Source organism: Streptomyces sp. RLA131 (assembly GCF_056270125.1).
Window position 1 is genome coordinate 4,570,401 of sequence record NZ_JBWDOQ010000002.1, and the last position, 24,201, is coordinate 4,594,601.

General features: G+C 72.9%; 18 protein-coding genes and 1 riboswitch. Of the genes, 11 read left to right on the forward strand and 7 right to left on the reverse strand.

Features of this window, described 5'->3' with window-relative positions; translation table 11 throughout:
* Positions 1 to 53: 53 nt before the first annotated feature.
* Complete coding sequence (locus RWE79_RS21710) at positions 54 to 1,994, forward strand: phosphatase PAP2 family protein (protein ID WP_475941727.1); 1,941 nt, start codon at positions 54 to 56, stop codon at positions 1,992 to 1,994.
* Positions 1,995 to 2,055: 61 nt separating this feature from the next.
* Here the strand turns inward: RWE79_RS21710 and RWE79_RS21715 are convergent, their stop codons facing one another.
* On the reverse strand, positions 2,056 to 3,015 hold the full coding sequence (locus RWE79_RS21715; protein WP_475941728.1) for a D-2-hydroxyacid dehydrogenase family protein: 960 nt from the start codon (positions 3,013 to 3,015) through the stop codon (positions 2,056 to 2,058).
* Between the two features lie 93 nt (positions 3,016 to 3,108).
* Here RWE79_RS21715 and RWE79_RS21720 point away from each other — a divergent pair, with 93 nt between their 5' ends.
* Both RWE79_RS21720 and RWE79_RS21725 read left to right on the forward strand, forming a co-directional pair.
* On the forward strand, positions 3,109 to 3,642 hold the full coding sequence (locus RWE79_RS21720; RefSeq protein WP_475941729.1) for a GNAT family N-acetyltransferase: 534 nt from the start codon (positions 3,109 to 3,111) through the stop codon (positions 3,640 to 3,642).
* 385 nt (positions 3,643 to 4,027) lie between these two features.
* Positions 4,028 to 5,821, forward strand: coding sequence for a hypothetical protein (locus RWE79_RS21725; protein ID WP_475941730.1), 1,794 nt, complete (start codon positions 4,028 to 4,030; stop codon positions 5,819 to 5,821).
* A 101-nt stretch (positions 5,822 to 5,922) separates the two neighbouring features.
* Here RWE79_RS21725 and RWE79_RS21730 read toward each other — a convergent pair whose 3' ends face one another.
* Entirely contained in the window at positions 5,923 to 6,900 is a 978-nt protein-coding gene (locus RWE79_RS21730) for a zinc-binding dehydrogenase (RefSeq protein WP_475941731.1), read from the reverse strand.
* A gap of 350 nt (positions 6,901 to 7,250) precedes the next feature.
* Here RWE79_RS21730 and RWE79_RS21735 point away from each other — a divergent pair, with 350 nt between their 5' ends.
* The 3 genes from RWE79_RS21735 (at position 7,251) to RWE79_RS21745 (ending at position 11,716) form a co-directional block, all read left to right on the forward strand.
* On the forward strand, positions 7,251 to 7,754 hold the full coding sequence (locus RWE79_RS21735; protein ID WP_475941732.1) for a SigE family RNA polymerase sigma factor: 504 nt from the start codon (positions 7,251 to 7,253) through the stop codon (positions 7,752 to 7,754).
* A gap of 37 nt (positions 7,755 to 7,791) precedes the next feature.
* Positions 7,792 to 9,081, forward strand: coding sequence for a hypothetical protein (locus RWE79_RS21740; RefSeq protein WP_475941733.1), 1,290 nt, complete (start codon positions 7,792 to 7,794; stop codon positions 9,079 to 9,081).
* 202 nt (positions 9,082 to 9,283) lie between these two features.
* On the forward strand, positions 9,284 to 11,716 hold the full coding sequence (locus tag RWE79_RS21745) for an endonuclease/exonuclease/phosphatase family protein (protein ID WP_475941734.1): 2,433 nt from the start codon (positions 9,284 to 9,286) through the stop codon (positions 11,714 to 11,716).
* A gap of 83 nt (positions 11,717 to 11,799) precedes the next feature.
* Here RWE79_RS21745 and RWE79_RS21750 read toward each other — a convergent pair whose 3' ends face one another.
* The 5 genes from RWE79_RS21750 to RWE79_RS21770 all read right to left on the reverse strand — a co-directional run bounded on the left by RWE79_RS21750 (position 11,800) and on the right by RWE79_RS21770 (position 16,227).
* The gene (locus tag RWE79_RS21750) at positions 11,800 to 12,849 is read right to left on the reverse strand and encodes an NAD(P)-dependent alcohol dehydrogenase (RefSeq protein ID WP_475941735.1); all 1,050 of its coding nucleotides are present in this window, start codon (positions 12,847 to 12,849) and stop codon (positions 11,800 to 11,802) included.
* Between the two features lie 316 nt (positions 12,850 to 13,165).
* Positions 13,166 to 14,035, reverse strand: a complete 870-nt coding sequence (locus tag RWE79_RS21755) for a helix-turn-helix transcriptional regulator (protein ID WP_475941736.1) — start codon at positions 14,033 to 14,035, stop codon at positions 13,166 to 13,168.
* A gap of 59 nt (positions 14,036 to 14,094) precedes the next feature.
* Complete coding sequence (locus RWE79_RS21760) at positions 14,095 to 14,796, reverse strand: hypothetical protein (RefSeq protein WP_475941737.1); 702 nt, start codon at positions 14,794 to 14,796, stop codon at positions 14,095 to 14,097.
* Positions 14,793 to 14,942 (reverse strand): hypothetical protein, encoded by a 150-nt coding sequence (locus RWE79_RS21765; protein WP_475941738.1) that lies wholly within the window; start codon positions 14,940 to 14,942, stop codon positions 14,793 to 14,795. The genes RWE79_RS21760 and RWE79_RS21765 overlap by 4 nt, the downstream gene beginning before the upstream one ends.
* 214 nt (positions 14,943 to 15,156) lie before the next feature.
* Positions 15,157 to 16,227: a DUF2332 domain-containing protein gene (locus tag RWE79_RS21770; RefSeq protein ID WP_475941739.1), complete on the reverse strand. Its 1,071-nt coding sequence runs from the start codon at positions 16,225 to 16,227 to the stop codon at positions 15,157 to 15,159.
* A 78-nt stretch (positions 16,228 to 16,305) separates the two neighbouring features.
* Between RWE79_RS21770 and RWE79_RS21775 the strand changes: the two genes are divergently transcribed.
* The 5 genes from RWE79_RS21775 (at position 16,306) to RWE79_RS21795 (ending at position 24,141) form a co-directional block, all read left to right on the forward strand.
* Positions 16,306 to 17,835 (forward strand): MFS transporter, encoded by a 1,530-nt coding sequence (locus tag RWE79_RS21775; RefSeq protein ID WP_475941740.1) that lies wholly within the window; start codon positions 16,306 to 16,308, stop codon positions 17,833 to 17,835.
* A gap of 78 nt (positions 17,836 to 17,913) precedes the next feature.
* Positions 17,914 to 18,309 carry an effector-associated constant component EACC1 gene (locus RWE79_RS21780; RefSeq protein ID WP_475941741.1) on the forward strand — a complete coding sequence of 132 codons (396 nt, stop codon included), beginning with the start codon at positions 17,914 to 17,916 and terminating at the stop codon, positions 18,307 to 18,309.
* 10 nt (positions 18,310 to 18,319) lie between these two features.
* Complete coding sequence (locus RWE79_RS21785) at positions 18,320 to 21,004, forward strand: caspase, EACC1-associated type (RefSeq protein WP_475941742.1); 2,685 nt, start codon at positions 18,320 to 18,322, stop codon at positions 21,002 to 21,004.
* Positions 21,001 to 22,401: an extracellular solute-binding protein gene (locus RWE79_RS21790; RefSeq protein WP_475941743.1), complete on the forward strand. Its 1,401-nt coding sequence runs from the start codon at positions 21,001 to 21,003 to the stop codon at positions 22,399 to 22,401. Before RWE79_RS21785 ends, RWE79_RS21790 begins: the two co-directional genes overlap by 4 nt.
* Positions 22,402 to 22,630: 229 nt before the next feature.
* Positions 22,631 to 22,771: riboswitch (cyclic di-AMP (ydaO/yuaA leader) on the forward strand.
* 245 nt (positions 22,772 to 23,016) lie between these two features.
* Positions 23,017 to 24,141, forward strand: a complete 1,125-nt coding sequence (locus RWE79_RS21795) for a M23 family metallopeptidase (RefSeq protein WP_475945990.1) — start codon at positions 23,017 to 23,019, stop codon at positions 24,139 to 24,141.
* Positions 24,142 to 24,201: the final 60 nt, after the last annotated feature.

Sequence of the window (24,201 nt, forward strand, 5' to 3'; positions counted from 1 at the left end):
AATCCCTTCGCAGCGGGGTGGAAAGCGTTTGCTGTCGCGCGGAGAGAAGAGACATGACGGAGCAGAGCACCACAGGAACGGGCCGGCGGGGCTTTCTGACCCTCGGTACGTTCGGCACCTTGGGCACCTTGGGCACTTTCGGCACCCTTGCCGCCCCCACCGGACTGAGCTGGCTGCTCAGCCCCGCCGCGACAGCGGCAACCACCGACGTCCTGCCCTTCGTCGACCACTACACGACGAACGTCACCGCCAACCTCACCCCTGAGAACAACGCGGCCGTACGCATCCTCACCGGCCTGCAGAGCCTCTGGCAGACCGGCACCGCCTGGAACAACGGCGTCGCCCTCCGGCCCGACGTGCTGCGGGCCAACGTGCGCTACTCCGTCGGGCTCACCACGGCGCGCACCGACGCCGAGGCCAAGCAGGCCTTCATCTACGACCGCCAGCACCAGAGTTACTCGGTGATCGCCGGCCTCGGCCCGCTCGCCGACCTCTACAAGGCCGGCGCCAAGGCCGTCACCGGCATCACCACCGCGCCCGACGGCACCCCGGCCACCACCATCAGCGACACCCTGCCCGCCGACGCGCCCGCCGGCTCCGACCTCGGCGCCGGATCCACGGCCTCCGACCTCGGCCAGGTCGCCACCCTGGTCAACACCGTCCGGGGCTCCTACTCCTCGGGCAACCCCAGCAAGTACGCGTACCAGTACCCCCGGCCCTGGCGGCTGAACGACGACAGCGCCGTGGTCGACACCGGCACGACGGACGCACTGGGCTACCCGGTCTACGACTCCAAGGTGGTCGTCGCCCCGCAACTGCTGCGCCAGCGCGGCACCTCCGCGACCGACGACGGCGGCTTCGTCAGCGGCCACACCAACGCCGTGTACCTCGCCGCCCTCGCCTACGCCTACGCGATACCCGAGCGCTTCCAGGAACTCGTCGCGCGGGCCTCCGAGATCGGGCACAGCCGCATCATGGCCGGCATGCACTCCACCCTGGACGTCATCGGCGGCCGCACCCTGGCCACCGCGCTGGCCGCCGCCATCCTCGGCGACAGCCAGAACGCCACCCTCAAGGCCGCCGCCCGCGCCCAGGCCGCCGCGTACTTCCAGGCACAGACCGGCAGCACCGCCGACACCCTGTACGCCTATGCGCACTCCGCCTCCGTCGCCGACGACCCGTACACCGACCGCGCCGCGCAGGCCGCCGTGATCACCCCCCGGCTGACGTACGTCCTGCCCCGCGACGGCCGCCGCGACGTGGCGATGACCGTGCCCAAGGGCGCCGAAGTGCTCCTGGAGACCCGGCAGCCCTACCTCGACGCCGCCCAGCGCCGCGAGGTGCTGCGCACCACCGCCCTGCCCGCCGGCTACGCCCTGCCCGACGGCCCCGAGCAGTGGGGGCGGCTCAACCTCTTCGCCGCCGCCGACGGTTACGGCGCCTTCGACACCGACGTCACGGTGACCCTGAACGCCGCCGACCACGGCTTCGGCGCCGCCGACGCCTGGCGCAACGACATCGACGGCCACGGCTCCCTCACCAAGCGCGGCACCGGCGCCCTCACCCTCAGCGGCGCCAACGGCTGGACCGGCGGGACGTCGGTGGAGGCCGGCACCCTGGTCGCCGCCTGCTCCTCGGCCCTGGGCCGGGGCGACGTCCAGGTCAAGGGCGGCGCGCTGCGCATCGACGGCACGGGCAGCGGCCTGCGCGTGCGGGGCTCGTACAGCCAGTCCGCCGGGGCGGTCCTGGACGCGCGCCTCGGCAAGGACTGCGACCCGGCCCTGACCGTCGAGCGTTCCGTGGTCCTCGCCCGGGGCAGCGTCCTGGCCCTCCGCCTGGACGCCGACGCCCGCAAGCACGGCCGTACGCTCCCGGTGATCAGCGCCCGCCGGCTCCAGGGCCAGTTCGGCACGATCACCGTGGACGCCGACGGCTGGAAGGCGGTGCCCGTCTACACGGCCGCCGGGCTCTCGGTACGGATCACCAAGCGCTGATCTGAGGGGGTGAGCCGGTCCGGTCCGTCGCGGCGTCGCGGTCAGCTGCCGCCAGCTGCCGTCAGTCGAGTCGCCGGACCGGCTCGCCCGCCAGGAAGGCCCGGATGTCCTCCACGGCTTCGCCGTAGTACGTACGGTAGTTGGCCTGCGACACATAGCCCAGGTGCGGGGTGGCCAGCAGCCGGGGCAGCGAGCGCATCGGATGCGAGGCCGGCAGCGGCTCGACGTCGAACACGTCGACGCCCGCCCCGGCGATGCGGCCCTCCCGCAGGACGGCGGCAAGGGCGTCCTGGTCGACGACGGCGGCGCGCGAGGTGTTGACCAGATAGGCGGTCGGCTTCATCAGGGCCAGCTCGGCCGCGCCGAGGAGGCCGCGGGTGCGGTCACTCAGGGCGAGATGGACGGTGACGAAGTCGCTGCCCGAGAGCAGTTCCTCCTTCGACGCCGCCAGGACGGCCCCCGCCGCGCCGGCCCGCTCCTCGGTGAGGTTCTGGCTCCACGCCACCACCTCCATCCCGAACGCCCGCCCCACCTGCGCCACCCGGCTGCCGATCCGCCCCAGCCCGAGCACCCCGAGCCGCCGCCCCGCCAGGTCCGCGCCGACCGTGCTCTGCCACGGCCCGCCGTCGCGCAGCGCGTTGGCCTCGGTCACGATGCCGCGCGCCAGCCCCAGCAGCAGGGCCCAGGTCAGCTCCACCGGCGGCGTGGACGAGCTCGCCGTGCCGCAGACCGTCACCCCCCGCTCCCGGGCGGCGTCGAAGTCGATCACCGAGTTGCGCATGCCGGAGGCGACGAGCAGCCTGAGCCTCGGCAACCGGGCCAGCAAAGCCGCCGGGAACGGGACGCGTTCGCGCAGGGTCACCACGATGTCGAAGTCCCGCACCGCCTCGACCAGCGCGTCCTGCGTGGCGAAGTGCTCCGCGAAGCTCACGACCTCCACCTGGTCGGTGACGGCCGTCCAGTCCGCCGCGCCGGTGGCGACCCCCTGGAAGTCGTCGAGCACGGCGCAACGCAGCTTCATTCCTGGCTCCTCATCGCTTCGGGCTGCTCAGCGTAGCTTCGCGGCGTCCGTCCGGGACCGGGGATTGTCAGTGCCCGGTGGTACGACAGAGACATGAACACACCTGTACGGATCGAGCCCTGGGCGGCGACGGAACGGTTCCTCGATCTGCAACGCAGGATCAACGCGCCGGAGATGATGACCCACCTCGGCGGCCCGGAGACCGAGGAGCAGACCGTGGCGCGGCACGAGCGCTATGCCGCCATCGGTGGCAAGGGCACCGGCCGGATGTACGGCGTCTTCCTGGAGCCGGAGGACGAAGCGGCGGGCGGCATCGGCTACTGGGAGACCGAGTGGCGCGGGCAGACGGTGTACGAGACGGGATGGAGCGTGCTGCCGGAGTACCAGGGGCGGGGGATCGCGGCCGCGGCCGGGGAAGCGGTGATCGCGGCCGCGGCACAGGAACACAGACACCGGTATCTGCACGCGTTCCCGTCCGTCGGGAACGCGGCGTCGAACGCGATCTGCCGCAAGCTGGGCTTCGAGCCGTGCGGCGAGGCCGACTTCGAGTACCCGAAGGGGAATCCGCTGCGCTGCCACGACTGGCGGCTGGATCTGACGGTCCACGCCGCCGGCCGGGTGTCGTAGCTCCGGGTGCCGTAGCGGCGGTGTCGTAGCGGCGGTGTCGTTGCGCGGTGCCGTTGCGGCGCGGGCGGCCGCAACGCGCCGGGACGTCCGCGCCGGCGCAAGCGGTCCGGCCGGCCGCGCGGGCCGCCTGGAGCCTCCCGCCGGAGGAGGCCTGGTACGCCCATGAGCTGCTGGCGGCAGGCGGGTTGTGCGGGTGGCCGCCCGCCGTGCCCCCGGCGGGCGGACCGCGCGGGCGGGGGAGAAGGGAGCGCAACCGGTGAGGAAGCGGCTGGGGCGCGTGCGCGGCTTCGCCGGGCGGCCTTAAGGTGGGCGTTCACCAGTCGGATTGTTCGCCTCCGGCTGCCTCGCGCCGTCGTAGCCCTCCTCGTATGGAACCGGACCTCATATGACCGCACCCTCGTTGCACACAGCCGACTCTCTGTCCCCGGAGCAGCGTGAGGATCTGCGCAGCTACGCGGACCTCGGTGGCTTCACCCTCACCGCCGAGACCCATGCCTGGTACGCGGCCGTGGACACCATCGGCACCCCGGAGGAGGCCCGGGCCGCCTCCACCGTCCTCGCGGAACTGCGGGGCCGCGATCTGCCCGCCGTACGCGAGGCCGCGCCCGCCCTGGTCGGCGCCCCCGGCACCGTCGGCGAAGCAGCCCGGACCGTGGCCCTGCTCCTCCGGGTCCGCGGCACGCTCAGCACGCTCGGCCCCGAGGCCTACGAAGCCGAGGACCTGGACGAGCTGGTCGCCGCCACGGCCAACGGCGCCTGGCGCAAGGAACGCGGGGTGAAGGTGGCGTGGCTGCGCCGCCGTTCCCTGCGGGGCCGGGCCCGCGGCATCGCGGCGACCCGGTTGAGCCGGGCCGGCGCACTGCACTCCGCGCTGGTGGCGGCCGCCGAGGAACGCACCGAGTGGGCCGCGCTCGCCGGTGCCGACGCCGGGGCCCCGGCCCTCCCCGACGACGCCGAACTGCTCGACGCCGCCGCCCGCGCGGTGGAAGCGGCCGACGCCGGGCTCACCGCCCTGGGCCGTCTGCTCCGCCCCGAACGGGACCTGGCCGCCCTCTCCTTCGACGACCTGGCCGTCCTCCTCGACGACCTCGCCGCCGACGAGGGCACCCTCTACCGCCTGCCCTCCCTGCGCTCCCTCCGGGACCGCCTCCCCTCGGAAGGCCTCCCCGACCTCCTCACCCAGCTGACGGAGACCGAGCCCACGGCCACCCCCGAGCCCATCGTGGTGCCCGAGCCCCGCTCGGAGCAGCCGGTGGCGGAGCCGGTGGCGGTGCCGGTGCCGGTGGCCGAGGCTGTCGTGGAACCGGAACCCGTTGTCGAACCGGAGCCGGTGGCCGAGGTCGTGGCGGAGCCGGCTGCAGAGCCCGCGCCCGAGCCGGTGCCTGTGCCGGTGGCCGAGGTTGCGGCGGAGCCGATCGCCGCGCCGGTGCCGGTGGTCGAGGTCGAGCCGGAGCCGGTGGCCGAGGTTGTGGCGGAGCCCGTTGTCGCCCCCGAGCCGGAGCCGGTGGCCGAGGTCGTGGCCGAGGTCGTGGCGGCACCCGAGCCGGAGCCGGTGGCCGAGGTCGTGGCCGAGCCGGTGGCGGCACCCGAGCCGGAGCCGGTGGCCGAGGTTGTGGCGGAGCCCGTTGTCGCCCCCGAGCCGGAGCCGGTGGCCGAGGTCGTGGCCGAGGTCGTGGCGGCACCCGAGCCGGAGCCGGTGGCCGAGGTCGTGGCCGAGGTCGTGGCGGCACCCGAGCCGGAGCCTGTGGCCGAGGTTGTGGCCGAGCCGATCGCCGAGGCCGAGCCTGAGCCGGTGGCCGAGGTCGTGGCGGCACCCGAGCCGGAGCCGGTGGCCGAGGTCGTGGCGGAGCCCGTTGTCGAGCCCGAGCCCGAGGCGGTGGCCGCAGTGGTCGTCGCACCCGATCCGGAGCCGGTTGCCGAGGTCGTGCCGGAGGTGGACCCGGAGCTCAAGGCGGGTCGTCCGCGGCGGCCGCGGAAGCCGGCGGTCACCGCCGGGCGCCCGGTGACGGCGTACTCCGCGGAGGAGCTGACCGCCGTTGTCCGGTGGATCGACAGCGACGGTGAGAAGCGCACGGATGACGAGCTGCTTCGCGCCGCGATGAAGGAGCTGGGCTTCGCGCGGCTCGGCCCCCGCATCAAGGAGGCGCTCGGTGCGGCGGTGACCGAGGCCCGCGCCTGACCCACGCGGTACGAAGTCGAGGGCTCCGGCAGTGTGCCGGGGCCCTCGGCCTTTTCCGGTTCCCGTTCCCGTTCCCGTTCAGATTCCGGGACCACCGGCCGTCAGACGACCAGCAGCGCCTTGCCCATTACTTCCCGCGCCTCGACGGCCGCATGGGCCTCCGCGGCCTGAGCCAGCGGGAAGGTGCGGCCGATCACGGGCCGGAGGCGGCCCGCCGCGGCCTCAGCCAGGGCCCGTTCGGCCAGCCGCCGTACCTCCTCCGGCGGGAACTGCACCTCCGCGATGCCGCGCAGCGTGATCCCGCGACGTTGTGCCTCGGCCGGGTCGATGGCCGTGAAGCCGCCGCTCGGCGCGCCGTGCGCGGAGAAGCGCCCGCCGGGGGCGGTGATGTCGAAGGCGGCGCGGCCGACGGCACCGCCGGCACCGTCGAGGACCAGCTCGGGTCCGGCGCCGTCGGTGGCGTCGAGGACGTGCCGGGTCCAGCCGGGCTCGGAGTAGTCCACAACGGCGTCGGCGCCCAGTTCGCGGGCCAGGTCGAGCTTGCGCTTACCGCGGGCGGCGGCGATGACGTACGCGCCGGAGGCGTGGGCGAGCTGGACGAGGAGGGTGCCCATGCCGCCGGCCGCGGCGAGGACCAGGACGCGCTCGCCGGGTCGCAGGACGGGCAGCGCGTCCAGGAGGGCGAGCGCGGTGGGGCCGTCGGTGAGGACGGCGGTGGCCTCGGGCAGCCCGAGCTCGTCCGGCGCCGGGATGAGCGTGTCGGCCGGTACTCGGACCTGTTCGGCGTAGCCGCCGCCGGCCGGGCCGGTGCGGGCGAGTACCCGTCGGCCGACCCACGCCGGGTCCACGCCGGCCCCGGCCGACAGCACCCGGCCGCCGACGGCGCCCCCGGGCACGTACGGCGGCTCGACGGTGAAGAACTCCCGGCCCCAGCCGTTACGGATCTGGGTCTCCACGAAGATGACGTCCGCGACGGACACCCCGACCACGGCTTCCCCCGGCCCGGCCGTCAGGTCCGCGACCTCGCGCGGCACCAGCACTTCAGGGCCGCCGAATCGTACTGCTTCGATGATGCGCATGCCGCCAGTGTTGAACCTCAACACGGCTTGAGGTCAAGCGGGTCAAACGAAGACGGGCGAGCCCTCACATGATTCCGCCGGCCGCGGCCCTGCCGATCACCACCGACCCCGCTTCGCCGACGACCAGGGTGCCGCCGGCCCCGACGTGCGCTCGGTGACCAGCGTCCAGGCACCGACCGGGACGCGGCACCGCAAGACGTCCTGGCCCGGGACGTCGGCCGACCCGGGCCGGCGCCCTCTCCCACCCTCCGCGCGCCACCCGCTGCCGGGCGTGCGGGACTCCGCCGAACGGGTGTGCAACATTCCGCGCTCCCGTCGCGTCAAGGAAGTGTCATCAGATGGGGGAGGACATGACAGACGCGTCCCCGGACGGGTTCCTGGACTTCGCGGCTCACCGCGCCGGCCACCTCTTCCGCTCGGCGTGCCTGCTCACCAGCGGGGACACGCACTACGCCGAGGACCTGGTGCAGGAGACCCTCGGCCGGATGTATCTGGCCTGGCGGCGGATCTCCACCATCGACAACCCGGCCGGCTACGCCCAGACCGTGCTCGTCCGTGTCTTCCTCACCCAGCAGCGCCGCCGCAGCAGCCGCGAGCGCCCCATTGCCGAACTCCCCGAAACCGCCACCCCGGAGAGCGACTCGACGCTCCGGCTCACCCTCCTCGACGCCCTCGGCCGGCTGCCCCCCAAGGACCGGGCGGTGCTGGTGCTGCGCTACTGGGAGGACCGCAGTGTCGAGGAGACCGCCGAGGTGCTGCGGGCCAGTTCGGGCGCCGTACGCAGCCGCAGTACGCGGGCCCTCGCCAGGCTCCGGGTGCTGCTCGGCGGCAGCCTGTCCGAACTCGTCCCCTGACGGAACTGACGGAACTGACGGAAACGGTGGTCCACCGATGCTCTTCCACGACCGAATCGACGACGGATGCGAAGAGGGACTCGACGACGGCTCGGCGGAGGCGCTGGGCGCGGCCCTGCGCCGCACCGCCGACACCTTCGACACCGACACCCGGGCCCTCGCCCTGGCCGGCGCCGCCCGGGGCCGCGTGCTGCGCAGGCGCCGTACGGCCGTCGTCGCGGGCGTCGCCGGGCTGGCCCTCGTGAGCGCGGGCGGGTTCGTCGTCTCCGGACTGGCCGGCGCCGCCGGCGCCACGGGTGACGCCGGGGCGGTCTCCCCGGCCACGGTGAAACCGGTGAAGGGCCGTGCCACCGGCGACGCGGTGACCGGCGACCGGATGGTCGCCCTGCTCAGGGGGATGCTCCCCAAGGGCACGGTGTCCCGGACCCGGGGCAGCGCCCCGGGCACGGGCTTCGCCTCCGCGCAGGTCGTCTTCGACGACGGTCATGGCGCCTCCGCCGTCTCCGTGGGGCTGGCCCGGGTCACGGGCGACCTCCAGACCTGCCCGGACGCGGCCTACGCGGCCAAGGGCACGACCTGCGAGGTGACCGAACTCTCCGGCGGCGCAAGGCTGTTCCGCTACGCGGGTTACGAGTACCCCGACCGCCGCGCCGAGACCAAGGAGTGGCTGGTCACCCTCACCACCGCCGACGGGAGGCAGGTCTCCGTCACGGAGTACAACGCCCCGGCCGAGAAGGGCGCGGCCGTCACCCGTGCCGACCCGCCGCTGAGCATGGCGCAGTTGAGCGCCATCGCCACCGCCGACGACTGGGTCCCGGTCCTGGACGCGCTCCCCGACCCCGTCAAGCCGTCCGTCAAGCCGTCCGTCAAGCCGTCCGTCAAGCCGACCGACAGGCGGAAGGCGGCCACCGTCCGGCAGATCCTGAAGGTCGTCACCGACCTGCTGCCCGACGGTGTGAGCGCGCAACTACCGCCCAAGGGCGAGACGTTCCCGCATCTGACGGTCGACGACGGTGGTGGCGCCGGCCTGGTGGAGATCAACTACGACCACTGGGGCAAGGAGGGGTACACCGATGCCGTCTTCTCCGACGCGACCGTCCTGCCGGACGGCACCAAGGTGGTCGTGCGGCAGCAGGACGCCGAGAAGGGCGCGGCCGGCGCGGTGTCCTGGATCGTCGACACCGTACGCCCCGACGGGCTGCGGGTCGCGATCTCGGAGCTGAACGCGCCCGGTTACCAGGACGCCGTGACCCGCAAGGAGCCGGTGCTGTCCATCGGAACGCTCAAGGCCCTTGCCAGCAGCGGGAGATGGGCGAAGCTCGGCTGAGGTCCGCAACCACCCCGCCCCGCCCGGATCCCGCCTGTGCACCAACCTCCCAACTCGGTAATTGTCTCTCAGAATTAACCACCGCCCTCTTGTCGTGCCCATTTCTACGCGCGTAACCTCCTGCGGACCGCGCAGATTCAGCCCCCCGGCCAGATGGGTCGGATGCCGCTGCCGCCGCGCCCGCCGAAGGAGTGTCACCCTCGTGCCCAATCGCAGACCCCGCGCGCCCCGCGCAGCCCACGCCGCGCTCGTAGTCGCCGCTGCCACCTCGGCTGCCGTTGTGCTCTCGCCGCTGCCCGCCGCCTACGCGACGCCGTCCACCTCGGCCGTCATATCCGAGGCGTACGGCGGCGGCGGCAACTCCGGCGCGACGCTGACGAAGGACTTCGTCGAGCTGGCGAACCGCTCGACGGCCGCGTACGCCCTGGACGGCTACAGCGTCCAGTACCTCCCCGCCTCCGCCAGCGCCGGTTCGGCGTGGCAGGTCACCGCTCTCACCGGTTCCCTTGCGCCCGGCGGCAGTTACCTGGTCTCCGAGGCCGCGGGCGCCGGCGGTACGACGGCGCTGCCGACCCCCGACGCGACCGGCAGCATCGCGATGGCCGCCGCCAGCGGCACGATCGCGCTGGTGAAGACCACCACCCCGCTGACCTGCAAGACGGTCGCCGACTGCACGGCCGACGCCAGTGTCGTGGACCTCCTCGGCTACGGCGCCGCCGTGGTCCGCGAGGGCAACGCCGCGCCGGCCGCGAGCAACTCCACCTCGGTGTCGCGGGCGGCCTCGCTGGCCGACACCGACGACAACGCGGCGGACTTCACCGCCACCACCGCCACCGCGGTCAACAGCGCGGGCGAGACGGCGAGCGGCGGCGACAGCGGCGGCTCCACCGGCCCGACCGAGCCGGGCGCGTTCCGGATCCACGACCTCCAGGGCACCACGCGCCTGTCCCCGCTCTCCGGCCAGAGCGTCACCGGCGTGCCCGGCGTCGTCACCGGCGTCCGCACCACCGGGTCGAAGGGATATTGGATACAGGATCCGAACCCCGACACCGACGCCGCCACCAGCGAGGGTGTCTTCGTCTACACCGGTTCGGCCACGCCCACCGTCTCGGCCGGCGACTCGGTCCTGGTCAGCGGCAAGGTCAGCGAGTACCGCCCCAGCACCACCTCGCAGACGGTCACCGAGATCGGCAGCCCGGTCTCCACCACCCTGTCGACCGGCAACACCCTCCCCGACGCGGTCGTGCTCGGCCCGGGCACCGTCCCGAACGCCTACACCCCGACCGCCGACGGCGGCAGCATCGAGTCGCTGCCCCTCGAACCGGCCACGTACTCCCAGGACTTCTACGAGTCCGTCGAGGGCATGCGCGTCTCGGTCACCGACGCCCGGGTGACCGGCGCGACCAACGAGTACGGCGAGATGTACGTCACCTCCAAGCCCGCCGAGCACCCCACCAAGCGCGGCGGCACCCTCTACTCGGCGTACGACCAGCAGAACACCGGCCGCATCGAGCTGCTGTCGCCGGACTCCACCGCCGTCCCGGTCCTCAACGTGGGCGACAAGATCTCCGGCACCACCACCGGCCTGATCGACTACTCCGCGTACGGCGGCTACACCCTGAACGGCACCGCCTTCGGCACCGGCGTCGACAAGGGGCTGAAGCAGGAGGTCACCCGCAAGCAGCGCGGCAAGGAACTGGCCATCTCCACCTACAACGTGGAGAACCTCGACCCGACCGACAGCGACGACAAGTTCGCACGGCTCGCCAAGGGCGTCGCGGTCAACCTCAGCTCGCCCGACATCGTCAGCCTGGAGGAGATCCAGGACGACAACGGCGCCACCGACGACGGCACCGTCACCTCCGACGGGACGTTGCAGAAGTTCACCGACGCCATCGTGGCGGCCGGCGGCCCGCGCTACTCCTGGCGCTACATCTCCCCGGAGAACGACCAGGACGGCGGCGAGCCCGGCGGCAACATCCGTCAGGCCTTCCTCTTCAACGCCAAGCGGGTCTCGTTCGTGGACCGCGCGGGCGGGGACGCCACCACGGCCGTGTCGGTCGTCAAGACCAAGAAGGGCGCCCAGCTGTCCGTCTCGCCCGGCCGGATCAACCCGACCAGCGACGCCTGGGACAGCAGCCGCAAGCCGCTCGTCGGCGAGTTCAAGTTCCAGGGCGACTCGGTGTTCGTCATCGCCAACCACTTCAACTCCAAGGGTGGTGACCAGCCGATGCACGGCCGCTACCAGGAGCCGACCCGCTCCTCGGAGACGCAGCGCGTCAAGCAGGCCACCGAGGAGAACGCCTTCGTCGACTCGCTCCTCGCCGCCGACCCGCAGGCCCGCGTCGTCGCGCTGGGCGACCTCAACGACTACGAGTTCTCGCCCGCCGTCAAGACCCTCACCGACAACGGTGCCGTCCTGACCGACCTCATCAACACCCTCCCGGCGGCCGAGCGTTACAGCTACGTCTACGAGGGCAACTCGCAGACCCTCGACCACATCCTGACCAGCCCCTCGGTCACGCACTACGACTACGACGTCGTGCACATCAACGCCGAGTTCGCCGACCAGGCGAGCGACCACGACCCGCAGGTCGTACGGATCGACGTGAGCAGCTGCGGCAAGAAGAAGTAGCCGAGCGACGAGCGAGCCGCACGGCAGACGTCAGGGCGGGCCCGAGATGATCCGGGCCCGCCCTGCGCTGTTCCGGGGGCTGCCTAGCGCAGCGACGCGACGTCGATGACGAAGCGGTAGCGCACGTCGCTGGCAACGACGCGGTCGTACGCCTCGTTGATCTGCTCCGGCGTGATGAGCTCGATCTCCGCGCCGAGGTCGTGCTCGGCACAGAAGTCCAGCATCTCCTGCGTCTCCCGGATCCCGCCGATCATCGAGCCCGCGAGTGACTTGCGGCCCGCGATGAGCGAGAACAGGTGGAAGGCGGAGGGCGTGTCGGGCGCGCCGACAACGACCATGGTGCCGTCCACCTTGAGCAGGGAGAGATACGCGCCCAGGTCGTAGTCGGCCGAGATGGTGCTGACGATCAGGTCGAAGGAGCCCGCGAGCTCGCTGAACGTCTCCGGGTCGCCGGTCGCGTAGTAGTGGTCCGCGCCCAGCCGCAGCGCGTCGTCCTTCTTGCGCATCGACTGGCTCAGCGCGGTGACCTCGGCGCCCATCGCGTGGGCGATCTTGATGCCCATGTGGCCCAGGCCGCCGACGCCGACGATGGCGACCTTCTTGCCCGGCCCGGCGTTCCAGTGCGCGAGCGGCGAGTAGAGCGTGATGCCCGCGCAGAGCAACGGGGCGGCCACGTCCAGGCCCAGGCCGTCCGGGATGCGCAGCACGTAGTTCTCGTCGGCGACGATGTGGCTGCTGTAGCCGCCGTACATCTTCTCGCCGTCGAAACCCTCGCCGTTGTACGTCGGGACCTGGCCGCGCAGGCAGTACTGCTCCTCGCCGCGCAGGCAGTTCTCGCAGTCCCGGCACGAGTCGACGAAGCAGCCGATGCCGACCCGGTCGCCGACGGCGTGCCTGGTCACCCCGGAGCCGACCTCGGTGACTACACCGGCGATCTCGTGGCCCGGCACCATCGGGAAGGACGCCTGGCCCCACTCCTCGCGGACCTGGTGGATGTCGGAGTGACAGATTCCGGCGTAGGCGATCTCGATCAGCACGTCGTGCTCACCGACCGGGCGGCGCGGGATCGTGGTCCGCTCCAGGGGCGCCTTGGCTGCGGGAGCGGAGTAGGCGTTAACGGTGGTGATGCTCATGTCGCTTGCTTCCGTTCGTTGTCGTCCAGGTGGCGAGGAGCCGGAGGGCGGCTTCGGAGGGTGACCCGGGCTCCGCCGGCCCCTTTTGTTGTGGCGCCCCTCGCGGGCGCTTCGCTTGCTTCGGGGCGCTGTGCCGGTCTCCGCCCGGCGTTCAGGGGGTCGGACGTTGGTGGTGGAAGTCGGTCGTGGTCCAGGTGGCGAGGAGCCGGAGGGCGGCTTCGGAGGGTGACCCGGGCTCCGCCGGCCCCTTTTGTTGTGGCGTCCCTCGCGGGCGCTTCGCTTGCTTCGGGGCGCTGTGCCGGTCTCCGCCCGGCGTTCAGGGGGTCGGACGTTGGTGGTGGAAGTCGGTCGTGGTCCAGGTGGCGAGGAGCCGGAGGGCGGCTTCGGAGGGTGACCCGGGCTCCGCCGTGTAAACGCACATCGTCTGGCCGGGATCGCCCGGGAAGATCACGTTTTCGTAGTGGAGGGTCATGTCACCCACCACCGGGTGGTGGTAGAGCTTGGTGCCGTTGGTCTTCTCCCGCACGTCGTGGCCCTCCCACCACGTACGGAACTCCGGGCTCTTGATGGTGAGTTCGCCGACCAGCTCGGTCAGGTCGCGGTCGTCGGGGTGCACCGCCGCCGCCAGGCGCAGGCCCGCCACCATCTCGGCGGCGTACTTCTCCCACTCCCGGTACAGCTCGCGGGCCGCCGCGTCGAGGAACATGAAGCGGGCCATGTTCCGGTCCCGGTACGGCAGCGCGTCGAAGTCCGTGATCAGGGCCCTGGCCAGCCGGTTCGCCGCCAGCACATCACCGTGGCCGGTGATGACGAAGGCCGGCGAACGGCCGTCCAGCGCGTCCAGGATCAGCCGCACCTCGGGTCTGATCCGCTGGACCCGTTTGGGCCGGGTGCGGGGCCGGCGGGGCCGGTGCCGGGACAGCTCGAACAGATACGTACGCTCCGCGTCGTCCAGCCGCAGCGCCCGGGCCACCGCGTCGAGCACGGCCTCCGAGACGTTGAGGTCCCGGCCCTGCTCCAGCCGGGTGTAGTAGTCCGTGCTCACGCCCGCCAGCCGGGCCAGCTCCTCGCGCCGCAGCCCGGGGACCCTGCGCGGGGTGCCGTTCACCGGCACGCCCGCGTCCTGCGGGCTCAGCCGCGCGCGGCGGGTGCGCAGGAACTCCCTGAGCTCGGCGTTGTGGTCCATGTGTCCAGTATTGGCGCCTGCCGCAGGTTCCGGAGCGCGCCAACCTGGTCCTGCTGGACCTACCCCCCGTCCGCCGGGCCGCCCTCCAGTTCGGCCAGCCGGGCCTGGAACCGGTCCAGCCGGGCCCGCAGCAGTGCGGCCTCCGCCGCCAGCGACGGCAGTTCCGTACCCGCGCCCGTACCCGCGCCCGTACCCGCGCCCGTACCCGTCCCCGCGCCCGCGTCCGTGGTCACGTTCACCCAGGAGCCGGCCAGCCGGGCGAACTCCGTCAGCGGCAGCAGCCGCAGCCCGGCCGCGCAGCCCGGACAGGTGCCGCGCAGCCCCCGCCAGCCCGGCAGGCCCGTGTCCGTCCGGACGAACGCCCGCGCCGGGTGGCCGCAGCGGCACGCCCCGACCCGTATGTTCCGTACCCGCTGCCGCGCGAAGCGGATACCGCGTTCGTACCGCGTGTACGAGCCCAGCACGCTGACCTGCAGAATCACCGCGTCCTGGCAGTCCGTGGCGCAGGTCAGGGCCTGGGCCTCCGACGCCGAGTGCAGGCAGTAGAAGCCGCAGTCGCAGCCCCGGGCCGGGCTCGGATGGCGGCGCCCGTAGCCGCACCGGGCGTCGTCCAGTGCCCCGTAGACGATCTGTCCCCCGAGCGAGACACCCCGGAACCCGGCCCGCGTCCCGTCGCCCGACAGCATCGGGAACGCGACCTTGTACCCGGTCGGAGGGACCGCCGGCCGCTCCTGCGGCAACCGCTCGCGGAACAGCCTCACGACGCCGAGGCTTCGACCACCTGCCGGCGCTCGGGCGCCTCCGGCGCCTCCTCGGGGACCACGGCCGGGTCGTCGGCCGTCCAGTCCACTTCCGCTTCCACCACGTCTTCCGCGAATCCGGTCGCGAGCGGCTTGCCCAGCTTCATCGCAGCCTCCTTCGGGTTGGTGCCCTTTCCAGCAGGATGACTCAGCCATCCCGCGCGCACCAGTGGGCCTTGCGCTCGCGGCGGGGGTTGTGCCAGGCGCCACGCGGGCGGGCTCGGCAGTGCGGGTGGCCGAGATCGCTCACCGGGTTGCGCAGCCTTCGGCCGCGCTGTTCCTCAATCGCCGGACGGGCCGAGCATCCGCGTCGGCGGCGGCTCATGCCGGCAGCCAGCGCAGCCTCTCGCCGTGCCCGTCCGTCAGGGCCACCGCCCGGCCGTCCAGCGCCAGCGTCAGCAGATCGTCGTCCGGCCGGGGCCCGCCGATCCAGGGGAACACGCTGTGGTGTTCGTTGGACACCCAGTGCACCCGCCCCGGCAGGGCCCCCGGCAGCGCCCGCACCCGCTCCGCGAAGAGCTCCCGGCGTGCCGTCGGCAGATACGTCAGCACCGCCGTGTGGAAGACGACCAGCGTCGCGTGGGCGGGGGCCCGGGCCGCGACCTCCTCCAGCCGCTCCACCAGATCGCCCCGGACGATCCGGGCCTGCGGCCGCGCGCCCCGTACGGCCGCGATGGCCGCCCGCAGCCGCGCCACCCGGTGCTCCTGACCGGGCCAGATCAGCGACTCCAGCCACCGCACGTCGTCCGGGTCGGCCGGGTCGAGCGGATTGAGGTCGATGCCGGCCCGCCACACCACCTCCGGCAGGGCGCCGGACCCCGGATCCGGTCCCGACCCCGACCCCGGTCCCGACCCCGACCCCGGTCCCGACCCCCGCCCCGGCTGCGGGAGCGGTACGCCGCCTTCCGCCCGGCACCGCAACACCGCGGGCGACCCGGCCGCCCCGAACTCCGGTCCGAAGCCCTGCCCGGTGTCGTAGGCGTACCGGTAGCGGTCCGGATACAGGCACAGCCCCGCCGACGCCCCCACCTCCAGCAGGGCGAGCGGCTGCGGCAGGGAGGCCAGCAGTGGCAGCAGCGTCGCGCAGCGGGCCGCCTCGTTGGTCTGGGTGGCTCGGGCCAGGACCACTTCCCGTACGGCGTCCCAGTGGGCCACCGTCCAGCGGCGGAACGCGGCCCAGTCCTCCTGCGGGCCGCCCAGCAGACGGACCGCCCCGAAGAGCAGGTTCGGCTGCTGTTTGTTGCCGGCCGGCAGCTCCGAGATGAGCCCGGTCAGTTCCGCGTCGTCCGCGATCCGCCCGGCCAGCTCCTCGTACCGGGGTGACTTGCCGCGGGCGTGCCGCGCGAAGTCCCGGTACCGCTGTGCCACCGGCTCGTCCGTGTTCACCGTCATGGGCGGACCGTACCCACCGCATGCCGGCTCCCAGTCGGGGCAGACGCAACTTCATCGTGAGCCGAGAGGAGCCGCCCGATGAGCACCGTCGACGGTGAAGAGCAGAGAACCGGAAGCCGGACCGGAGCCGGAAGCCGAAGCGCGGCCGGAGGCAAGCAGTCCGCCGTCACGACCTCCGTACCGGCCCGGCTGGACCGGCTGCCCTGGTCGCGGTGGCACTGGCTGATCGTGATCGGCCTCGGGACCGTCTGGATCCTGGACGGCCTCGAAGTGACCGTCGTCGGCAACATCGCCGGCCGGCTCTCCGAGCACGGCAGCGGACTGCCCATCACCTCCTCCCAGGTCACCGGCATCGCCGCTGCCCTGTACGTCGCGGGAGCCTGCTTGGGGGCGCTCTTCTTCGGCTGGCTGACGGACCGTTTCGGCCGCAAGAAGCTGTTCCTGATCACCCTGGTCGTCTATCTCGCCGCGACCGCGCTGACCGCGCTGTCCTTCCACTCCTGGTGGTTCTTCACCTTCCGCTTCCTGACCGGCTTCGGTATCGGCGGCGAGTACGCGGCCATCAACTCGGCGATCGACGAGCTGATCCCGTCCCGCTTCCGGGGCCGCGTCGACCTGATGATCAACGGCAGCTTCTGGCTCGGCGCGATCGGCGGTTCGCTGCTGTCCGTGCTGATGCTCAACACCGCGCTGTTCCCCGCCGACCTCGGCTGGCGGCTCACCTTCGGGCTCGGCGTCGTACTGGGCCTGGTGATCCTGGTCGTACGGCGCAACGTGCCGGAGTCGCCGCGCTGGATGTTCATCCACGGACGCGGCGACGAGGCCGAGGAGCTCGTCTCCTCCATCGAGCGCCGGGTCATGGACGACATCGGTCACGAACTCCCGCCCGGCGAAGGGGAGATCACCATCCACCCGCGGCGGTCCGTCGGCTTCGTCACCATCGCCCGCACCGTCTTCGGCGACTACCCGCGCCGCACCACCCTGGGCCTGGCCCTGTTCATCGGGCAGGCCTTCCTCTACAACGCCGTCACCTTCGGCTTCGGCGCCATCCTCACCACCTTCTACCGCACCCCGTCCGGCGACACCGGTTACTACTTCGCCGTCATCGCCGCCTGCAACTTCCTCGGCCCGCTGCTGCTCGGCCGGCTCTTCGACACCGTCGGCCGCCGCCCGATGATCTCCGGTACCTATCTGCTCAGCGGCGTGCTCCTCTTCGCCACCGCCTGGCTCTTCCAGGCCGGCAGCCTCACCGCCGTGACCCTCACCGCGTGCTGGTGCGTCGTGCTGTTCTTCGCCTCGGCGGGCGCGAGCAGCGCGTACCTCACCGTCTCCGAGATCTTCCCGATGGAGACCCGGGCCATGGCGATCGCCTTCTTCTACGCGGTCGGTACGGCCGCCGGCGGCATCAGCGGCCCGCTGCTCTTCGCCAACCTGACCTCCTCCGGGGTGCCCGCCGACACCGCCCTCGCCTTCGGTATCGGCGCCGGCCTGATGACGATCGCCGGGCTGGTCGCCGCCGCCCTCGCGGTGCGCGCCGAGGGGCGCTCGCTGGAGGACATCGCCACCCCGCTCTCGGCGGTTCCCCCGGCGACCGAATCGGCCGCGTAGCAACGAAAGTGATGATCCGTCAGCGTAGGATGGGCAGCTCGGTACGCCACGTCGACGGGACGGGGGAGGCGAACGGACATGGGACTGGACGCGCGAGCGGGCGAACCCCACGAGGTGACGGTCACGCTCGACGGGAGCGAGGACCCGGCGGAGGATCTGCGCAGGCTGGAGCAGTGGCTGAAGGCCGACGACGAACTGGCCGGGCTGGTCGGGCACCGGGAGCGGTCGTCGGACGGGACCATGGGCATCGGCTACGACCTGGTGGTCCAGCTGCTGGAGGGCACCCTCCAGGCCACCGCCCTGAGCCTGCTCCGCTGTGTGTACGACCACCTGGTGAACCGGCCGCCGGCCGACGACCTGACGATCACCATCCAGACCGGTGACGTACGGATCGTCCTGACGGCCGGTGACACCGTCACCCGAGGCGAACTGGAGGCGAAGGCGGCCCAAGTCCGCCGGGCGATCGAGGGATAGGCCGCACGCCGTGGCGTACGAGCCCTTCGCTTCCCGGTCACGGGCGGTGCTGATCGGCGTGTCCCAGTACGAGCACGCCGATCACTTCGCCAATCTGCCCTCCGTCAACGCCAACCTCACCCAGCTGCGCGACGTGCTGATATCCAGCACCCTCGGCCGGATGATCCCGAGCACCGTCGAGACGGTACGGGAGCCGCGCAGCCGCCAGCGGGTGCTGGACGCCGTCAAGACCGCCGCCGCCCAGGCCCAGGACCTGCTGTTCGTCTACTTCAGCGGACACGGCTACCTCCACCTGGAGGAGGGCCGGCCCCCCGAGCTGCACCTCATGTGCCGCGACTCCACCAAGACCGGCGCCCATCTCGACGCGATCCCCTACGAGGGCCTGCTGAGGGACCTGACCGCCTCGCCCGCCGACGTCGTCGTGCTCGTCCTGGACTGCTGCTTCTCCGGCACGGCGGGCCGGGTGCCGCTGCCCGAACGACGCCCGATGGCCCTCATCACCTCCGCCAAGCCGCTGGGACGGATCGGCAACGGCAACGGCATCGACCCCACCCCCTTCACCGCCGCGGTGCTCCGCGTGCTGCGCGAGGGCACCAGCACCCACGACCCCGTCACCGTCGGCTCGCTGGGCATCCGGCTCACCGAACTCGCGGCCGACCAGGCGGTGCCGCCCAGCGCGGACCACGGTCCCTGGGTGCCCACCGAACTCTCCATCGGGGGCGCCCACAACACCGTGCTGTCCCAGGCCCGGCTGGGCGGCACCGTCCCCCGCTGGCAGCGGATCCTGGCCCGCGAACAGCTACGGCTCAGACGCCTGGCCGCGTACGTCGCCTTCGTCTGGACCTGGGTCCTCGGCCCCGGCCGGCCCGCGTGGCACCGGGCGGTCGGCGGCCTCGCCGCCCTGGCGCTGCTGGCCGGCGGCATCACCGGCTACCGGGCGGCCAACCGCCCGGCGGCCCTGTGCCCGGCCCCGCTGGAACTGCGCGTCCTGACCTCCACCGAGACCCGGGCCGCCCTGACCTCCGTACTCGACGCCTTCCAGGAGAGCCGGGCCGCCACCGACGCGATCGGCGACCGCCCGCAGGGCTGCGGCCAGATCAACACCACGGTCTACTCCGCCCCGGCCAACAAGGTCGTCGACGCCTTCCGCCACTCCGCGGACTGGGCCGAGCCCGAACGCACCTGCACCAGCACCGGTTCCAGCACCGGTTCCAGCGCCAGTACCAGCGCCAGTTCCGGCGCCAGTTCCAGCGCCGGTTCCAGCCCGGACGCCGGAAGTTCCGGAGCTTCCGGAAGCTCCGGCTGCGAGTCGCCGCTGCGGGACGTAGGGCCGCATCCGGACGTGTGGATCCCGGCCTCCGCCACGACGTACGACCGCGTGCTCGCGGACACCCGTAAGCCGGAGAGTGTCGTGGAACTCGGCTCGGCACCGCGCACCCTGGCCGACTCCCCGGCCGTCGTCGCCGCGACCCGCAACATCCCCGGCGCCCAGCAGACCGGCCGGACCCTGGCCCAACTGGTCCGGGCGGCCCGTGCGGCGGGCCTGTCGGTACGCAACGCGGCCCCCCGCTCCTCCGAGGCGGCCCTGCATCTGCTGCTGCACCTCCCGGCCGGCGCGACCGGAACCACCGGACCGCGCTCCGGGGTGCTGCCCGAGGACGACCGCACCCTGGCCTGCGACGCCCGGCTCGCCCGCGGCACCTCGCCGCAGCAGCAACTGGCCCTGCTCGTCGCCGAGTCCACCGCCGCCGCCCTCGACACCCCCGAGCTGGACTCCCGTCCCCCCTGCCTGAGCAACACCGGCGACTCGTACGCCGCCTACTACCCCAGCGACGTGCCGCCGCTGCGGCTGTCCTACGTACCGGTCACCTGGGAGACCGGCCGGGCCGACCGCGCCGACCGAGACCAGGCCGTCGACCGGCTCGGCGACTGGCTCACCTCGGCCGCCGGACAGCGCGCCCTGGCCGCCCAGGGCTTCCGCCACGGCACGGCCGGCCCCCGACCCGGCGAACCGCTCAACAGCGCCGCGTTCGCCGCCCACCCCCGCACCGGCGGCACACCCCCGGACCAGCGCCGGGTCGACGCCCTCCTGGACGCCTACCGGGGCGCCGCCGGGACCCGGCGCGACGTGGTCTTCGCCGTCGACGTGTCCAGCTCCGCGTACGGGGGCGACGACGCCGCGACCATCCGCTCCGTACTCACCCGCGCCGCCGCGTCCCTGACCGGCGACGACCGATACGGCATCACCGCGGTTCCCGGCTCCACCCTGCTGCCGCTCGGCACCCACAGCGACGCCCGGCTGGCCACCGCCGTCCGCGCCCTCCGCCCCGTGCGGCGCGACGCGCCCGTCACCACCGCGCTGAGCCGGCTCACGAAGAGCCTCGCCGCCCGCTCGGCCTCCGGCGGCTCCGGCGGCTCCGGTGACTCCGGCGCCTCAGGCGGCTCAGGCGGCTCCGGGGCCCGTACGCCCCTGCTCGTCCTCATCACCGACGACGAGGACAGCCCCAACAGCCCCCGGGCCGACGCCCCGGACACCGCCGTCCCGGTCGTCGTCGTGTCGCTGGAGGACACCGGCTGCGACCTCGCCTTCAACACCGAGGTCACCGCCCGTGGCGGGGCCTGCATCGACACCTCCCAGGACCTGTCCACCGCCCTCGCCGACACCATCGCCCAGCTCACCGCGGGCCGTTCATGACCGGCGCCCCGCACGGCGCGGCGCTGCCCCGACGCATACGGGCGGCCGCCCTGCTGGTGCTGCTCACCGCCTGCGGCAGCACCCCCGCCCCCGCCCCGCAGCCGCCCCCCGACACCTCGCGCCCCCTGATCGTCGCCAGCGGGGCCGACCTCACCACCTCCGCCACCTCCACCGGCACCACCGGCGGCGGGATCCGCCGCCGGCTCATCGACGAGTGGAACCGGCGCAACCCCGGGCGCCCGGCCCGGCTCGTGGAACTGCCCCGCGCCTCCGACGACCAGCGCAGCGAACTGGTCGGCGCCCTCCAGTCGGGCACCGCCACGTACGACGTCGTCAACCTCGACATCACCTGGATCCCGGAGTTCGCCGACGGCGGGCTGATCCGCCGGCTCGACCCCGGGCTCGTGGACGACGACTTCCTCCAGCAGGCGGCGGACGCCGGCCGCTGGAAGGGCGGCACCTACGCCGTGCCCTTCAACACCGACGTCGGGCTGCTCTACTACCGCACCGACGACCTCCTCACCAAGGCCGGCCGCCGCCCCGAGGACCTGCGCAGATACACCACCGTCAGCGACCTGCTCGCCGCCGTGCGGTCGATCGGCCTGCCCGCGTACACCACCCAGCTGCGCGCCTACGAGGGACTGACCGTCAACACCCTGGAGGCGTTCTGGAGCGTCGGCGTCAACCTGGTCGACGGGCAGGGCCGCTACACCGGCAGCCAGGACGCCCTGCGCCAGGGGCTGGAGGAGCTCAACCGGATCAACTCGCCCAACAGCCTGGCCCCCGAATCGCTGGAGGCCGACGAATCGGTCTCCCTCGCCCAGTTCCGGCAGGGCGCCAGCATCCTGATGCGGGACTGGCCCTACGCCTACAACCAACTGGACGCCGGACTCGCCCCCTCCACCCGGTTCGGCGTGGCCCGGCTCCCGGGCACGGCCGTCCTCGGCGGCCAGAGCCTCGGTATCGCCGCCACCAGCGCCCGCCAGGACGACGCCGCCGACCTGATCCGCTTCCTCACCGGCCGCACCCGCCAGCGTGCCCTGCTGCAGGCCGGGTTCGCCCCCGCCCGGCAGTCCGCGTACGGAACCAGCGACACCGACTGCACCGCCGCGAACCCTGCCGCCTGGTACTACGACCGTCCGGTCCGCGAAGGCTCCGAGTCCACCCCCTCCCGGGGACCCGGGGGCCGCAGACCCGGCTACACCACTCTGCTCTGGTGCGCCCTGCGCCAGGCCCGCGCCCGCCCCGCGACCGCGCACTACGTCACCTTCAGCCGGCTGCTCCAACGTGAGGTGCATCTCATGCTCGTCACCCACGCCGACGACAAGGACACCACCCCCGAGGCGACCGCCCGCCGACTCGACCAACGCCTGGCCAGAGCGCTGGGCGGACGCTGACCCACCAGCCGACCGTCACACGAAGTGACCGTCCACCCGCTCGCGGGTCACGGCTGACGTATCCTCAGATCTCCCGCGAGTCACAGTGCTGGCGCCCTTTTGCCCGCTTCTGCGGGATCCATGCGTATAGATTCCAGCTGTGAACTGCCCGAAGCGGCTTGGAATTCCCCTGCGCCTCTATTAACGTTCGATAACGCAGCGCGGTCGTCCCGCCGCCGAACAGACGGCAACCGCGCGCTTGCCGAATCCCGTCCGCGGGAACCGGGGAACCAACACCCTGGGGTGAATCGGATCTGCTCCGGCAGACCCGTAGGAGACCTTCCTGCTCCGAACCCGTCAGCTAACCCGGTAGGCGAGAAGGAAGGAAAGGAGCGCGCCCGAGTGGCGTCGAACAAGCCTGCCCTCATACCGGATTCCCAGCAGTACGACGGGTACGACTACACCGCGAACCCCGACTGGGACACCGCAGAGTGGAACATGGCGGCCGGCTGGACGCCCCCCGCGACAGAGCAGGCAGCCCCCACCAAGAACGCCGTCGACGGCTGGGACACCGGCGAATGGAACATGGCGGCCGGCTGGGCGGAGCTGCGTGACGCGGCCGCGGCCGCCGGTCTGATGGATGCCGCTCCCAAGCGCCCGTCCGAGCCCAGGGCCGAGCACAAGCCCGAGTCCAAGTCCGAGCCCAAGCCCGAGTCCAAGTCCGCTCAGCAGCCCGAGCAGTGGTCCGCCTTCGGCACGGCGCCCCTGCGGCAGCCGCAGCCCCAGGCGCAGGCGCAGCGGCAGCCGCAGCCGCAGCCCGCGCCCGAGTCGCACTTCGAGCCCGAGCAGGACGACCAGGGCTACGAGCAGAGCCAGGGCCACGACGAGGGCCCCGGCACCTGGAACCCCACCCGCGAGTCCACGGCCCCCGTACGCGGCCGTCACCGCGTCTCCAAGCAGCGCACCTTCGGCCGTGGTTCGGCCGTCTTCGGTGTCGCTGCCGTCGCCGTCCTCGGCGTCGGCAGCGGGGTCGCCACGGCCGAGGGGCACAACCCGCTCGCCGTGTCCCTCCCGGACCTGCCCGAGGTGGACAGCCTGCCCGGCATCGGCACCCTGATCGACAGCGGTGACGAGGCCCAGGCCGCCGACCCGGCCGGCAACCTGGACATCAACGCCGGCGAGTCCCTGCGCACCCGGATCCTCCAGCAGGCCTCCCAGCAGAAGGCCGCCGCCGACAACCTCGCCGCCGCCAAGGACGCCAAGGCCGCGGCCGCCGAGAAGGTCCGCACCGAGGCCGCCGCCAAGAAGAAGGCGGCAGCCGCCGCCAAGGTGGCCGTCGAGGCCAAGCGCCTGGCCGAGCTCGCCAAGAGCTACGTCAAGCCGGTCGCCTCGTACACCCTCACCGCCGGCTTCGGCGAGACCAGTTCGCTGTGGGCCTCAACCCACACCGGCCAGGACTTCGCCGCCCCCACCGGCACCCCCGTCAAGGCCATCCACGGCGGCACCATCACCTCCGCCGGCTGGGCTGGCTCGTACGGCTACCGCATCATCCTCACCCTCCCCGACGGCACCGAGCTGTGGTTCTGCCACCTCTCCTCGATGACCGTCACCTCCGGCAAGGTCGCCACCGGCGACACCATCGGCCGCGTCGGCGCCACCGGCAACGTCACCGGTCCCCACCTCCACGTCGAGGTCCGCCCCGGCGGCGGCGACCCGATCGACCCGCTGCCGTGGCTGCGCTCGAAGGGCCTGTCGGTCTAGTCGACCCGAACCATGAAAGAGGCGGGCAACCCCGATCCGGGGAAGCCCGCCTCTTTCACG